Annotated in this window: 11 protein-coding genes; 3 read left to right on the top strand and 8 right to left on the bottom strand. The window is 61.0% G+C overall.

What is annotated here, in order from left to right; translation table 11 throughout:
* The first annotated feature begins 39 nt into the window (after window positions 1-39).
* The 3 genes from nspC (at window position 40) to G359_RS10360 (ending at window position 5,143) form a co-directional block, all read left to right on the top strand.
* Window positions 40-1,191 carry a carboxynorspermidine decarboxylase gene (nspC, locus tag G359_RS10370; RefSeq protein WP_245279983.1) on the top strand — a complete coding sequence of 384 codons (1,152 nt, stop codon included), beginning with the start codon at window positions 40-42 and terminating at the stop codon, window positions 1,189-1,191.
* Window positions 1,192-1,267: 76 nt separating this feature from the next.
* The gene (gene pepN, locus G359_RS10365) at window positions 1,268-3,922 is read left to right on the top strand and encodes an aminopeptidase N (protein ID WP_045836066.1); all 2,655 of its coding nucleotides are present in this window, start codon (window positions 1,268-1,270) and stop codon (window positions 3,920-3,922) included.
* Window positions 3,923-4,117: 195 nt separating this feature from the next.
* Window positions 4,118-5,143, top strand: coding sequence for a sensor histidine kinase (locus G359_RS10360; RefSeq protein ID WP_045836065.1), 1,026 nt, complete (start codon window positions 4,118-4,120; stop codon window positions 5,141-5,143).
* 32 nt (window positions 5,144-5,175) lie between these two features.
* Here G359_RS10360 and G359_RS10355 read toward each other — a convergent pair whose 3' ends face one another.
* The 8 genes from G359_RS10355 to G359_RS10320 all read right to left on the bottom strand — a co-directional run bounded on the left by G359_RS10355 (window position 5,176) and on the right by G359_RS10320 (window position 14,360).
* Window positions 5,176-5,685 carry a periplasmic heavy metal sensor gene (locus tag G359_RS10355; protein ID WP_045836064.1) on the bottom strand — a complete coding sequence of 170 codons (510 nt, stop codon included), beginning with the start codon at window positions 5,683-5,685 and terminating at the stop codon, window positions 5,176-5,178.
* Entirely contained in the window at window positions 5,682-6,194 is a 513-nt protein-coding gene (locus G359_RS10350; protein ID WP_045836063.1) for a hypothetical protein, read from the bottom strand. The genes G359_RS10355 and G359_RS10350 overlap by 4 nt, the downstream gene beginning before the upstream one ends.
* Before the next feature lie 20 nt (window positions 6,195-6,214).
* Window positions 6,215-6,847 carry a sigma-70 family RNA polymerase sigma factor gene (locus tag G359_RS10345; RefSeq protein WP_045837880.1) on the bottom strand — a complete coding sequence of 211 codons (633 nt, stop codon included), beginning with the start codon at window positions 6,845-6,847 and terminating at the stop codon, window positions 6,215-6,217.
* 120 nt (window positions 6,848-6,967) lie between these two features.
* Window positions 6,968-9,922 (bottom strand): bifunctional [glutamine synthetase] adenylyltransferase/[glutamine synthetase]-adenylyl-L-tyrosine phosphorylase, encoded by a 2,955-nt coding sequence (locus G359_RS10340; protein WP_245279982.1) that lies wholly within the window; start codon window positions 9,920-9,922, stop codon window positions 6,968-6,970.
* Window positions 9,923-9,926: 4 nt separating this feature from the next.
* Window positions 9,927-11,375, bottom strand: a complete 1,449-nt coding sequence (locus G359_RS10335) for a sensor histidine kinase (protein WP_045836062.1) — start codon at window positions 11,373-11,375, stop codon at window positions 9,927-9,929.
* Window positions 11,359-12,039, bottom strand: a complete 681-nt coding sequence (locus G359_RS10330; protein WP_045837878.1) for a response regulator transcription factor — start codon at window positions 12,037-12,039, stop codon at window positions 11,359-11,361. The genes G359_RS10335 and G359_RS10330 overlap by 17 nt, the downstream gene beginning before the upstream one ends.
* A gap of 119 nt (window positions 12,040-12,158) precedes the next feature.
* Window positions 12,159-13,760 (bottom strand): Do family serine endopeptidase, encoded by a 1,602-nt coding sequence (locus G359_RS10325; protein WP_045836061.1) that lies wholly within the window; start codon window positions 13,758-13,760, stop codon window positions 12,159-12,161.
* Between the two features lie 126 nt (window positions 13,761-13,886).
* Window positions 13,887-14,360 (bottom strand): cytochrome c-type biogenesis protein, encoded by a 474-nt coding sequence (locus G359_RS10320; RefSeq protein WP_156150734.1) that lies wholly within the window; start codon window positions 14,358-14,360, stop codon window positions 13,887-13,889.

Genomic DNA, 14,360 nt, shown 5'->3' with positions numbered 1-14,360 from the left:
AAACTCCACGGGTGACACGATTTGTCAGAGCATTCGAAATTGAAGTTGCCCACTTTCGATTGGGCACAGTCGGTCGCGACGCCAGCTTACGTTCTCGATGTTGCTGCGCTTAAGCGCAATCTTGCGCGCGCCGCTGAGATCAAGCGCGAAACGGGGGCCAAAATCCTTCTCGCCACGAAGGCATTTGCGCTTCCAGCCGCTTTTCCGTTGATGCGCGACGTTCTCGACGGCACGACCGCGAGCGGCGAATACGAGGCGCGGCTTGGCCACGACGAGTTCGGCAAGGAGGTGCACGTCTATTCGCCCGCCTATGCGACTGGTGAGGTCGAGCGGCTGACGAAGCTCGCGCAGCATATCTATTTCAACTCGCCCGAGCAGATTGCGAAGAACCTTCCGGTCATCAGGCAGCATCCGGAAGTCAAGATCGGCATTCGGATCAATCCAGGCTATTCCAACGCCACGCTCGGCGGTTCGCTTTACGATCCATGCGCGCCCTACTCGCGCTTCGGCGCGACGCCCGAAACGCTCGATCGCGTGCTGTGGGATGAAGTCGATATTCTTCACACGCACGCTCTCTGCGAGTCGGGCGACGAAGGATCTGTCGGTCTTATCGAGCACGTCGGCCGCGCGTTCGGCGACTATGTTCGCCGCGTCAAAACCGTCAACTTTGGCGGCGGTCATTTCATCAACAAGCCGGGCTACGATATCGGCAAGCTGATCGCCGCCATTAAAGCGTTCAGAAGTACGTTCAACGTCGATGTCGTTTTGGAGCCGGGCGCCGGCCTTGTCGTCAACACGGGCTATCTCGTCGGCAGCGTTCTCGACATCCATCACAACGGCAAGGACATCGCCATTCTCGATGCATCCGCATCGACGCATATGCCGGATGTTCTAGAGGTCCCCTACACGCCAGAAGTCGTAGGCGCGGCGCCACCCGGCGAGAAGCCCCACTCCTACATTCTCGGGGGCAAAACCTGCATGACCGGCGACATCATCGGTGAATACTCTTTCGACAGGCCTCTGAAGGCCGGAGATCGCGTCATTTTTACCGATATGATGCAATATTCATTCGTCAAGAACAACACGTTCAATGGCGTCCCGCTCCCTGATCTTGCCATCCTCGAAGAGGACGGCACGACGCGGACACTTCGGTCATTTGGCTACGATGATTTCCGCCATCGCCTCGGCTAGAAGCAAAAAGCGGCTTGCCCTAGGCGCGTAACGCGCTGATCAATGGCGGACGCGGATAACTATTACGGCGGGTATTATGAAGTCAGAGAACCCCAAGCCAGTTCTGCTTGCCGACTATCGCGCGCCGGAATTTCTGATTGATACCGTGCACCTCGACATCGCGCTCGCGCCGTCAAAGACGCGCGTCGCCTCGAAGCTGACCGTTCGCCGGAACCCGAATTCGGCAGCGAGCGGCAAGGCTCCGCTGACGCTCGATGGAGAATTTCTCAAACTCGAAAGTATCGCCCTCGACGGGAAAGTGCTTAAGCCGTCGTCCTATCGTGTCGATGACACGAGCTTGACGATTTTGGCGCCGCCAAAAGAGCCTTTCACGCTCGAGATCGAGACTGTGGTTAATCCCAAGGCCAACACGGCGCTGCAAGGGATTTATCTTTCGCGTGGGGTCTACTGCTCGCAATGCGAGGCGCAGGGCTTTCGGCGCATCACGTATTTTCTCGACCGGCCCGACGTGCTCGCCAAATACACGGTGCGTCTGGAAGCGGATATTGAGACGGCGCCGGTTCTTTTAGCGAACGGCAATCCTGTCGAGCGCGGGACGCTTGCAGATGGCGAACGACACTACGCGGTCTGGCACGATCCACATCCCAAGCCCTCCTATCTCTTCGCAATCGTCGGCGGCGATCTTTCGCCTGTTGCATCCACCTTCACGACGGAGTCGGGGCGCGAGGTCGATCTTCGCATTTATGTCGAGCGCGGCAAGGAACCTCGCGCGCATTGGGCGATGGAATCCTTGAAGCGCGCCATGCGTTGGGATGAAGAGCGGTTCGGACGCGAATACGATCTCGATGTCTTCAACATCGTCGCCGTCTCGGACTTCAACATGGGGGCCATGGAGAACAAGGGCCTCAACATCTTCAACGATCGCCTGATCCTTGCCTCGCCGGAAACTGCGACCGACGCGAATTATGAATCGATCGAAAGCGTCGTCGCGCACGAATACTTCCACAACTGGACCGGCAACCGCATCACGTGCCGCGACTGGTTCCAGCTTTGTCTGAAAGAGGGTCTGACCGTTTACCGGGACCAGGAGTTCTCCGCCGATCTGCGCAGCGCTACCGTGCAGCGCATCTCCGACGTGCGTCAGCTCAAAGCGCTGCAGTTCCCGGAAGACCAGGGACCGCTCGCTCATCCGGTGCGGCCCGAAAGCTACGTCGAGATCAACAACTTCTATACACCGACGGTCTACGAGAAGGGTGCCGAAGTCGTTCGAATGATCCGAACGATCTTGGGACCAGACGAATTTCGCGAGGGCATGGATCTCTATTTCGAGCGTCACGACGGACAGGCCGTGACCATCGAGGATTTCATCGCCTGCTTCGCGGATGTCAGCGGAAAAGACTTCTCTCAGTTCCACCGCTGGTATTCGCAAGCCGGTACGCCGGAGCTCGTCTGCGATCTTTCATACGACCGCCGCAAGAAGTCCGCCGAGCTGACCGTTCATCAAGTGCTGAAACCATCGCCCGGCAAAGTGAAGAAGCAGCCGTATTTCATTCCGATCAGCATGGCGCTGCTCGGCGAGAACGGCAAAGAGATGGACCTTGAAGTCGAAGGCGGCATCAAGATCCGCGACGGCGTCATGGCCGTTTCCGAGCGGACCACGAACTTCAAGTTCAAGGGCGTCACCTCGCGGCCGGTCCCATCGCTGCTCCGCGGGTTCTCGGCGCCTGTCACCGTCACCATGTCGCTATCGGATCAGGATCTCGCATTCCTGATGCATCACGATAGCGACCTGTTCAATCGCTGGCAGGCCAGCAATGCCTACACGACCCGCAGCATTATCGGCTTGCTCGATTCCAAGCGGCCGAAGGCCGTTGTCGGATCAAAGTCCGCCAAGCTCGCTGACGCTTTGCGCTTTGCCTTGCGCGATAGCGAACTCGACGACGCCTATAAGGCCGAGTTGCTGAAGCTGCCGTCGGTTGCGGACGTCGCGCGCGAGAAGGCGAGCAGCGTCGATCACGCGGCGATTTACAACGTGCACCGGTTGTTTACGCGTGCCATCGGCGACAAGCTCGCGGAGGATCTTGAAACGCTCTACTCGGAGGTTTCACGGGAGAAAAAGTTTTCGCCCAGCTCAAAGAGCGCGGGCCGGCGCGCCTTGCGCAATGCTGCGCTAACACTGCTGACGGCGCGCGAAACCAGCGATGGCTTCAAGAGGGTCGAGGCGCATTATCGCAAAGCCTCGAACATGACGGACGCGTGCCACGCACTGTTCCTGGTCGCGGGTCTCGACGCGCCCGGCCGCGAAGACATCCTTCAGGATTTCTTCCAGCGCTGGAAAGATGATCACCTCGTCATCGACATGTGGTTTGCAGCACAGGCGCAATCGCCGCGGCCGACCGTGCTGGACGAGGTCAAGGCGCTCTGCCGGCATCCCCTTTTCAAGATCACGACGCCGAACAAGGTGCGGGCGCTCATCGGCACTTTCGCGTTGGGCAATCCCTTGCAGTTCAATCGCGGCGACGGTGCGGGGTATGACTTCCTTGCCGATAAGGTGCTTGAGATCGATCAGTTCAATCCGCAAGTCGCAGCGCGGATGCTCGGTGCATTCCGCAGCTTCAGGGCGCTCGAACCCGGCCGCAAAGGCTTGGCCAAAGCTGCGTTGAAGCGCGTCGCCGCCGCTTCGATTTCCCGCGATTGCAACGAGATTGTTTCGCGGATGTTGGAGGACTAGCTGAGCATATCTGCCACACTCGGCAGCCGTTATGCTCACGCCGTAGTCGTCGCGACAAAATTGATTCCTTCGCGATTTTTTCTCCCTCGACAGGTGAGTCGCAAATCGGCGATTGTCGAATCACGCCCGAGGACATGAACGTCCAACGCTTTTCACGGCCGGGCACTTAGACAAAATTCAGCAAGGGAATTCGAGATGGCTCGGACTTGGTCCGTTCCTCAACGGGAAAGCTTTGCCGGCTTCGACGGCTCGCGGCAACAGTCTGCCGGCGAGGTCGCGAACGGGTTCAGCTTCTCGCGGCGCGGACTGATTTTGCTGTTCGCCGGTCTCCTCACCGCAGCTGGGGCGCTTGTTCCGCAACTCGACGCCGACCAGCTTTCGACTTTGCTGTTCGTCACTGGGGCTGGCCTTGCCGCCATGGTGGTCGTGCTTCCAGCACAGGGTTCCAGACATCCAAAGAAGCAGCCTGCGCGCGATCCACAAACCTCTTCCCCGCCACCTGCCTTCGACGGGCGCGCACAAACCCGCTTTCCGGAACTCTTCGGCGCGGGCGTCACGGAGGCTGCTCTTGATCGGGCCGCTTGGGCGAAGCTTACCGCGCACATGAGCCACGAACTCAGGACGCCGCTCAATGCGGTGCTGGGCTTCTCAGAAATCATGACGAAAGAGGTCTTCGGTCCGCTTGGGTCGAACTACGGTCCCTACGCCCGGGATATTCATGCGAGCGGCCGTATCCTGCTCAAAAGCGCTGAGGATGCGCTCGCCATCACGGCTCTGCTTACCGCTCCCGAATCCCAGGGCCGTCAGACGAGCCGCCTCGCGTCTGTCCTTGATGAAGCTTGCGCCTTCGCCGCGCCGGATCTCGCCGCACGTTCGATTTCAGTCGTCAGGGATAGCGATGCCGGCTGCGATATTCTCGGCGATCACCAGGCCATGCGCCAGTTGCTGATCAACCTCCTCGGCGAGGCGGTCCGTAACGGGGCGCGCGATACAGCGCTTCGGATCGAAACAAGATCTCGCCCTGGCGCGGTCGACGTTTCGCTGACCATTCGTGCCGACGAGAACGGCACTGCGCGCGAAGAGGGCTTCAATATGATCCTGGCGCGCACGCTCTCGGAACTGTCGGGCGCCGAACTCACCACATCTGTCGCCGATGGCGAGTGCAAATGGACGGTGCGCCTGCTGCCCGCTGCACAGCACGATCTCTTCCTGGCCGCCTGAGGCTTCAGTTCAATCTCGCGCCGTGCTCAATTCTACTTGGCTCCGTCTTCCTTCGCAGACTCGCCTTGCGATCTCAGCACGTTCGGGCGGCGCGTCTCACGCCATGACTGCAGAATTTTCCGTTCTTCGGGGCTGAGGCTTGCGGCCGTCTCAACCAAGGCACTGTTCAGGCCCGATTTATAGACGGTCTCCGTCTCTCGCAGTTTTGCCAGCGCCTCCGCAAACTTCACTTTGTCGAACGGCTCCTGGGTCAACAGTGCATTGGCGTCGTTCCAGGATTTTCTGACGCTGGCACGCAAATCCTTCATCGCCGCCCGAGCGCCAGTGATCTCGTTCCTGACTGCATCTTGCCGGTTTTCAGGAAGCTGCCTTACGAAGCCCAAAAGACCAGGCTCGTTGGCCGCGAGGCTTTTTTCGTGATGATGCCAGGCTGCAGCGGCAAACAATCCGACGAACAACAGGTTCAGCGCGAGCGACGCGATGAACGCGGGATAGAGATATCCAGAGCGGGCAGGCGCAAGTTTATTCACTTCGACCGTCACAGTAGATCCTCATCCAGCAAAACGTCTGCGTCGTCTGTCTGCGCCAACCGGGTGCTGCTGGCGTTTCCATTACCGCCGAGGAGCACCTCGGCACTCGAGTTGAAAACATTCAGTTGACCAGCGAACACGCCAAGCACCAACGAGGCTGCGAGAGCGGTTGCGGCAAAGCCATGATTGCGCCGCTGCCAGCTCCATGCGGATGGGCGCTTCTCGGATTCTCCGGCGTAGCCCGAGCCGCTCGCCACCACGCGAGGCTGACGTTCCGCCGTCGCCATGATCCGCTGGCTCAAGCCGTCGAGGCGGCTCTGGTCGTATTGCGGCGCTTTATCGAGCAGACGATCGAAAGCCTCAGCGTCCTTCAGCATGCTTTGCGCTTCGCTGCTTGTGGCAAGCAATCCTGACAAAGCGAGGCGCAAGGGCGCGGGCCATCGCGTACGGTCTGCACCATATGCGTCGAGCGCGGCCTCCAGTTTGTCGAGCCCTACGGGGCCTAGACTATTCCGTGACATCGTTCTGCCGTCTCCCGCATTCAGAGTTCGCCATCGTTACGCAGCGACTCCCAATCCGATCTCAGATCCGTCTTCAGCTGCCGCCTCGCCCGGCTCAGGAGCGACTCGACCGCCTCATCGGATACTCCCATAACCTGCCCGATCTCGATCTGGCTCAAGCCCTCGAAATGAAAGAGGGTCAGCGCCAACCGCTGCCGGTCCGGTAGTTTCTGCATCGCCATTTCGACCCGGCGCTGCGTATCCTGGCTCTCGAGGCCCGCCAGCTGTCGCGCCGGCTCGGGGACCTCGGGCAATTCGTCAACGACCTTCACCCGGCTCTGACCGCGAACGCGATCGAGGCATAGGTTCGAAACCACGCGGCGCAGCCAAGGCCTGATGCCAGCCGGTCCGATTTCCAGCGTCCCGCTCGAGCGCCAAAGCCGCAAGAACGCCTCCTGCGCCGCATCTTCGGCCTCCGCGTCATCCCGCAACATGCGGCGTGCCACGGCGACAATGCTGCCGAGATGGCGCGCCATCAGCAGGCGAAACGCTTCGCCGTCGCCGCTGCTGACAGCAGCGACAAGCTGTGCTTCGTCCGTCCGGCTCTCGGCCGCCAGCCGCGGAGCAGCCTGGCCACCATCGCTCCTCGTCGCCGCCACTAATCCTCTCGACATGCCTGAATAGCCTGCCTCGCGCCTCAACGCCGCGGATGTGCGGCCCTGGGGCCTCGGATCCGTGTCGGTCATCGCAAGAACGTCATAACCTGCCACAATCCGTCGCCGGTGCGCAAAGCCCTACGCAATTAAGCGTTCGAAAGCCGCGTGGACCTCGCCGAGCGTACGCTTCAGCTTCGTTTCCAGGTCCTGAAACGAGGCCGTCGTCCCAGAGCGGACCAGCAAAGCCTTAAGTCCTTCAGGGGCTTGGGCGGGGTCAAACCGGCCTTCGAGCGTCAGCCTTAGCACCTGCGTCAAGTCGAGCAGGAGCTGCCCTCCTTCCGACAGAAGACGGTAGTCGGCCCCACTGATGAGGCCCTCGGCCGCCGCGGCTGCGAGCGCGAGAAGAGTGGTCTGGCTAAGAATTCCCGGATGATCAGCGGCGTGCACGAGTTGGATATGCTGCGCAATGAACTCGAGATCGACAAGCCCGCCCCTCACCTGCTTCAGGTCCCAGATATCGGTCGTCGCTTTCTCGGCTTCGATGCGCTGGCGCATGTCGCGGATGTCGGTCGTGATCTTGGCGGGATCGCGCCGCGACGTCAGAACCTTGCGGATCTCGATTTCGACGCGTGCGCCCAACTCGCGGGAGCCCGCGATGACGCGTGCCCGCGTCAGGGCCATGTGCTCCCATGTCCAAGCTTCATTCGTCTGATAATTCGTAAAGCTCGATAGGCGGGTCGCGACGGGCCCTTGCTGCCCGGATGGACGAAGGCGCATGTCGACGTCATAAAGCGCGCCCTCGGCTGTCCGCGCCGAAATGGCGGTGATCAGGCGCTGCGTCAGGCGGGTGTAGTAGTGGGATGGGGACAGAGGTTTCTTACCGTCCGACTGCTCCGCATCGGTGTCGAAATCATAGATCAGGATCAGATCGACGTCGGAGGCAGCAGTCATTTCGCGGCCGCCGAGCTTACCCATAGCGACAACGACAGCGGCGCCACCCGGCACGCAACCGTGGTCTTCCTCCATCTCGCGCGTGACCTCGGCGAAGAGCGCCGCGATGAGCCGTTCCGCCAACGTCGCGTATGCGGCGCCTGCCTCGGTCGCCGATATGCTGCCTGACAAGATTCTGACGCCGACAAGAAAGGCCTGTTCGCTGCCGATCCGTCTCGCCGTATCCAGAATTTCCTGCATCGGGTCGCCGACGGCCGTGGCGCGCGCCGCACGAAATGCCTTCATCACCAGTTCGTCGATGGCCGCGCCGATAAGATCGCCGCCGTGAACTTGCGGATCGAGCACGGCGTCCAGCAGTCGACGGCGGCGCGAAAGAATGCGCGCCAAGCGCGGAGCGGACCCCATGATGTCGGCAATCAGCCGAATGAGCCTCGGTTGCGCCTTGAGCAGCGAGAAAAGCTGAACACCCGATGGCAGCTCCGCGATGAAACGATCAAAGCTTGCGATCGCGGCGTCCGGATCGACGGTATCGGCGAGCGCTTCAATCAGAAGCGGCTGCACTTCAGTCAGACGTTCGCGGGCGCGCGGTGACCGGACCGATGGCGAGCGGCCGTGATGCCATCCCCGCACGATCGCCAGCACTTGCGCCGGTTGCGAATAGCCGAGGCGTTTCAATTCCTCGAGCGTCCGGGGATCGTCTTCCGCACCGGCAAAAACCAGGTTCCCGCCTACCGGCGTGAGCTGCGGCGCCTCCTCGAAGAGGCCATCGTAGTGCTTTTCGACCGTCTCGAGGGTCGCCAGAAGATCGCGGGAAAGCTCCAGTGTGCCGTCGTAGCCGGAGAAGCGCGCGAAGACTTCGAGTGCTTGCGGGTTTGACGGGACCTCATGCGTCTGCTCGTCGGCGATCATTTGCAGGCGGTGTTCAAGGCGTCGCAAGAAACGATACGCATGGTCGAGGTCGGCGCGCACGTCTGCCTTCACCCAGCCGCGCCGTTCGAGCGCCGCCAACGCATCGAGGGTCGCGCGGACGCGGAGGTCAGGCTGACGGCCTCCTGCGATTAACTGCTGCGTCTGAGCGAAGAATTCGATCTCGCGAATGCCGCCGCGGCCGAGCTTGAGATTCTGACCGGCGACGGCTATCCCGCCGATGTCCTTGTGGGCATGGATTTGCCGCTTCATCGCGTGGATGTCGGCGATCGCCGCAAAGTCGAGATACTTGCGCCAGATGAAAGGTGCGAGTTCGGCGAGGAAGGTCTCGCCGGCTTCGATGTCTCCCGCTACGGGACGCGCCTTGATCATGGCGGAGCGTTCCCAATTCTGCCCGACGGTTTCGTAGTAGCCATGTGCGGCAGCCGTGGAGAGGGCGATCGCCGTCGCGCCCGCGTCCGGCCGCAGGCGGAGGTCGGTGCGGAAGACATAGCCGTCGGAGGTTCGTTCATCGAAAAGCAGCACGAGGTCGCGTGTAAGGCGCACGAAGAACGACTGCAGGTCTCCGTCGCCGGTCAGACGGGATTTGTCGCGATCGAAGAAGACGGTCAGATCGACGTCGCTCGAATAATTGAGTTCGAACGCGCCGTGCTTGCCCATCGCGAGCACGAAATATCCGGACTCCCGCTCCGGCTCTTCGCGATCGAGCGGCTGCCACTGCCCGCGTTCCGAGGCAAGGCGAAACAGGAAGCGGACGGCCGTTGCGGCGGCAGTGTCCGCGCATTCGGATAGCGTCCGCGTCACCGTCATGACCGGCCAGACGCCGGCGAGATCGGCGAGCCCGGTCAGAAGCGCGATTTCCGACTTGTAGATGCGCAGCGCGCGTTTGGCCGTTACGAGGTCGGGCGCCTCGCGCATTGCGGCGGTGAGATCTTGGGTGGCCTTTGCGAAGCGTTTTTCGGGCGCATCTCCAAGGATGTGGGCCAACCGCGCGAGATCCCGGTTCGCGAGTGCGGCGAGATAGGGCGAGCCGTCAAACACGCCTCTGAGGAGGCTTTCGACTTTCGGATCGTTCAGGAGGCCAACGAGCGGTGGACAGGAGCTTTCAGATTCTGCCTTTAATGCGTTGAAACGTTCGGCGCCGATGCCTTCTTGTGATGATTGCGGCCACTCGGCGATCTGCGCGGCGAGACTTGATGAGACGGTCTGATCCATAACCTCATTGTGCCGCAAGACCGGGCTCGGCGTCACCACCGCGTTGAGGGGCTGCGATCAAGCATTTGTTCGACAGCAGGAGCACGACCCGCAATCCCGGCTGATTGTCTTCGAGGCGCACTTCGCCGTGATGGAGGCGGGCGACTGCCGCGACGAGGCTAAGCCCAAGACCGGTGCCGGGTTTGGTGCGGCTTGCCTCGAGCCGCACGAAGCGCTTCAGCACTTTTTCCCGATCGGCCGCGTCGATGCCAGGGCCGTGATCACCGACGGAGATGGCGGGGCGTCCCTCGACTAGGCCGGCGCGAACGGTGATGGCGCTGCCGGGCTCTCCGCCGTTTGAGTATTTGATCGCGTTGTCGATGAGATTGGCGATTGCCTGTCCGATCAATTGACGGTTGCCCGAGACGAACAAGCCCTGCTCCGTCTCGATCGACAATACGAAGCCCGCCTCTTCTGCAGCGGGTGCGTAAAGCTCGCTGACGTCGGCGACGAACCGGCCGAGATCAAACGTCTCCGTACTTTCTTCGAGGGGCCCTGCTTCGAGACGGGCGATGAGGAGAAGTGCGTTGAAGGTTTTGATCAGCTCGTCGGCCTTCTCGATCGTTCGCTCGAGGCCTTCGCGATAGGCTTCGCCGCCACGAGGATCGCGGAGTGCAGCCTCGGCCGAATTTCGCAAGCGATTGAGCGGCGTCTTGAGATCGTGGGCGATGTTGTCGGAGACTTCGCGCAGACCGCTCATCAGGCTTTCGATACGATCCAGCATCTCGTTGAGGCTGCCTGCGAGGCTGTCGAGTTCACCGCCTTTGCCCGATGTCGGAATGCGGCGCGAGAGATCGCCTTCCATGATCTGCCGGCTGGTCGCCGTGATTTCGTCCATACGAATGACAATCAGGCGGCTAACCGCAAGGCCGCCGAGCAGACCGACGATCGACAGCACGCCAAATCCGAGCAGAAATGTGAGGCGGACGGAATCTGCAAACGCGCGCTGATCCTCGACGTCTCGGCCGATCATGAGACGCAGACCTGGACCGAGATCAACGGGAATGGCGACCGCGAGATGCGTTCTCTCCTCGCCGTCCACCGTTTGCTGATAGGTGAATACGCCGCCGCGCCCCTCGGCTTCGAGTTCAGGCGGAATGCGGTTGAGATTTCCGGCAATCTTCCCACCGTTGGCGTCGGCCAGATAATAAAGCCCAATGCCTTGCGGACGGGAAAGGGCCGTTACCGTTTCTGTCAATTTGCCTTGGCCGCCGACTTTCATTTCGGAGGACAGGATGCGGGCTTCGGCGTTGAGCGTGGTCAACACCTGATCGGTCAGCAGGTTGTTGGTCTGCCAGAACAGAATGCCGACGACGATCGCAGCGGCAAAAAGAAAAAAAGCTACCGCTAGCGCGCTCAGTCCAAAGGCTGTCGTCGATGCCGCTTTCGCGACCCGGTCAAGCAGGGCCGTCACGAATTGTATATCCTGCGCCCCGCACCGTGTGCAGCAATTGCGTATCGAAGTTCTTGTCGATCTTGGCGCGGAGACGCGAAACGTGAACGTCGATGACGTTCGTTTGTGGATCGAAGTGATAGTCCCAGACATGCTCGAGCAGCATCGTGCGCGTGACGACCTGACCGGCATGCTGCATGAGATATTCGAGAAGGCGATATTCGCGCGGCTGCAGAAGAATATGCTCGCCGCCTCGTGTCACGCGGTGCGAGAGACGATCGAGCACGAGATCACCGACGGAGTAGCGGGTCTGCTGCTCTTCCGGCGCCGTCCTGCGGCCGAGCGCTTCGACGCGTGCCAAGAGTTCGGAATAGGCGTATGGCTTCGTCAGGTAATCGTCGCCCCCGGCGCGCAGGCCTTTGACGCGATCATCGACCTCGCCCAGCGCGGAGAGGATGAGCACGGGCGTGCGATTGCCCTCTGCCCGCAGCGATTTGATGAGTGACAGTCCGTCGAGGCGCGGCAACATCCGGTCGACGATCAAAACGTCGTACGCCCCGTCCGTCGCGAGCGCCAGTCCGGCTTCGCCGTCATGCGCAAGGTCGGCCGTGTGGCCGTTCTCTTTCAAAGATTTCTGAAGGAAAAGCGCGGTTTCTTTATCGTCTTCAATCACGAGCACGCGCATGGTGTATGTCCGACCTTCGCCTTTTCTCCGCTCACTGTTTAGCTGGCCGTGCCCCGGACGTCGAGGCAGCCCCGCCGTTTGATCGATGGGGCTGCCCGACTCTTCCATGGCTGGTTAACTCAGCCTTTCTTGGAGGCGAGCTGGACGGCGACGAAGCGCTTCTGATCCGACGACTTGATGTGGAGGAGAACCGCCGTACGCTTCAGGTCCTGGGCCTTCTTGATGCCCGAGAGAACGTCGTCCGGAGTTCCGACCGTCTGGCCGGAGACCTCGAGGATCACGTCGCCCGGCTTCAGGCCCTTCTGAGCGGCGTCCGAAGAGGGGTCAACCTCAGCGATCGCAACGCCTTCGCCTGCGTCCTTGCCGGTACGGGCCGGCATCAACGTCAGACCGAGCTGGCTCAGCTCGACGGATGACGGCTTGGCGTTGTCATCGTCGTTGTTGCCATTGCTGTCTTCGTCGTTGTTATCGCCGCTCATGGCAGCTTCGGCGTTCTTCGGGAACAGCCCGAGCTTTACCTTGACCGTTTCCTCGGCGTTGTTGCGCCATACCTTGACGTCGACCGGGGTGTCGGGAGCAAGCTCGGCGATCTTCCGCGCAAGGTCGCGGCTGTCGGCAATCTTTTCACCGTTCACCTGGATGATCGCGTCTTGGGCCTTGATGCCGGATTTCGCGGCTGGACCGTTCGGCGTCACTTCGCTGACGAGGGCGCCGTGCGCTTGGAGAAGTCCGATGCTCGCGGCGGTGTCTTCATCGACGTTCTGGATCTTAACGCCGAGCCATCCGCGATTGACGGTACCGCCAGCCTTCAACTGCTGAACAACTTCCTTCACGGTTTTCGCGGGCACTGCGAAAGCGATGCCGACGTTGCCGCCTGACGGAGAGAAGATCGCGGTGTTAACGCCGATGACTTCGCCGTTGATGTTGACGGTCGGTCCGCCCGAGTTGCCGCGGTTCACGGCAGCGTCGATCTGCAGATAATCGTAGGGGCCCGAGCCGATGTCGCGTGCCAGCGCTGAAACGATGCCGGCGGTGACGGTGCCGCCGAGGCCGAACGGATTGCCGACTGCCAACGCCCAGTCACCAACGCGCGATTCCTTTTCCGCCAGCTTCAGCGTCGGGAACGTCTTGTTGCTCTCGATCTTGATGACGGCGATGTCGGTGCGCTGGTCGGTGCCGACCAGCTTGGCATCGTACTTCGTCTCGTCGTTGTCGAAGGTGACCTGGATCTTCGTCGCGCCGTCAATGACGTGATTGTTGGTCACGACGTAGCCATCAGGCGTGATGACGAAGCCTGAACCCTGGCCTTGAACGATCTTCGGTTTTTGCTCCTGCTGGCCGAATTCCTTCGGCAGATTCTTGAAGAAGTCGTGGAGCGGATGATCCGGGGGAAGATCCGGAAGCGTGAAGCCCTTGTCGGCCTTCTTACCGTTCTTGTCGTTCTTGTCGTTCGAGGCAAGCTTGGAGGCGCCACCATCGTTCACGACCGAAACAGACACGACGGCCGGTTTGACCTTGTCCACGATGTCGGCAAACGAAATCGGTGCGTTGCCGAACGGCGTCTGAATGGTCTGGCCGACGGTATCGGCAAGAGCGGGATAGGAGGGCGTGAAGAATCCAATACCCACCGCCGCAACGGCCGCCATCGCGAGCGAGGCCGGGGCGATTTTTGAAGCTAATTTGAAAGGTGATGTTGTCGACGTACGGTGGGGCAATCGCATCCCAGGGTCTCCAAATAAATGCAGGCTTCGCTAGCCTTAATTCGAGGCGTAGCGAACGCGGGATTACGGCAGCATGTCAGGGACGTTAACTGTTGGTAATCTAGCGCTTGGAGACGTGCGCTTTGACTAGTGCCGCTCGTCGGTAAGGATCGCGTCGAGCTTGGCTTTTTCCTGCTCGGTCAGCGGCGCGCTCGGAGACGATGGGTCCTTTTTCGCGGCCCGCAGAACCAGTGCGAGACCACCGAGCAGAACCAGAACGGGCGTCAACCAAAGCAGCAGGGTCGAGAGTTCGAAACGCGGTTTCAGAAGTACGAATTCGCCGTATCGGGCGACGACATAGTCGAGAACCTGCTGGTCTGAATCTTTCGCTTCCAACCGCTCGCGCACGAGCCGGCGAAGATCGCCTGCGAGCGGGGCGTCGCTATCGTCGATCGACTGGTTCTGACAGACGAGGCAGCGCAGCTCGGCCGAAATCGTTCGTGCCCGCTGTTCGAGCGCGGGATCGGCCAGCATCTCGCCCGGCTGAACGGCGAGCGCGGCCGGAGCGGCAGCGAAGACCGTCCATACTGTCAAAAAGGCGATTGCCGGAAAGCGTCGCAA

The organism is Hyphomicrobium sp. 99 (assembly GCF_000384335.2).
In the GTDB taxonomy this organism is placed as follows: domain Bacteria; phylum Pseudomonadota; class Alphaproteobacteria; order Rhizobiales; family Hyphomicrobiaceae; genus Hyphomicrobium_B.
This window is presented reverse-complemented; position numbering and strand designations above follow the sequence as displayed.

Excerpts from the sequence above, each read along its gene's own strand:
- G359_RS10345 (WP_045837880.1), bottom strand. The coding sequence starts at position 6,847 with ATGTCGAGAGGATTAGTGGCGGCGACGAGGAGCGATGGTGGCCAGGCT.
- G359_RS10350 (WP_045836063.1), bottom strand. The coding sequence starts at position 6,194 with ATGTCACGGAATAGTCTAGGCCCCGTAGGGCTCGACAAACTGGAGGCC.
- G359_RS10330 (WP_045837878.1), bottom strand. The coding sequence starts at position 12,039 with ATGCGCGTGCTCGTGATTGAAGACGATAAAGAAACCGCGCTTTTCCTT.
- G359_RS10360 (WP_045836065.1), top strand. The coding sequence starts at position 4,118 with ATGGCTCGGACTTGGTCCGTTCCTCAACGGGAAAGCTTTGCCGGCTTC.
- G359_RS10340 (WP_245279982.1), bottom strand. The coding sequence starts at position 9,922 with ATGGATCAGACCGTCTCATCAAGTCTCGCCGCGCAGATCGCCGAGTGG.
- pepN (WP_045836066.1), top strand. The coding sequence starts at position 1,268 with ATGAAGTCAGAGAACCCCAAGCCAGTTCTGCTTGCCGACTATCGCGCG.
- G359_RS10325 (WP_045836061.1), bottom strand. The coding sequence starts at position 13,760 with ATGCGATTGCCCCACCGTACGTCGACAACATCACCTTTCAAATTAGCT.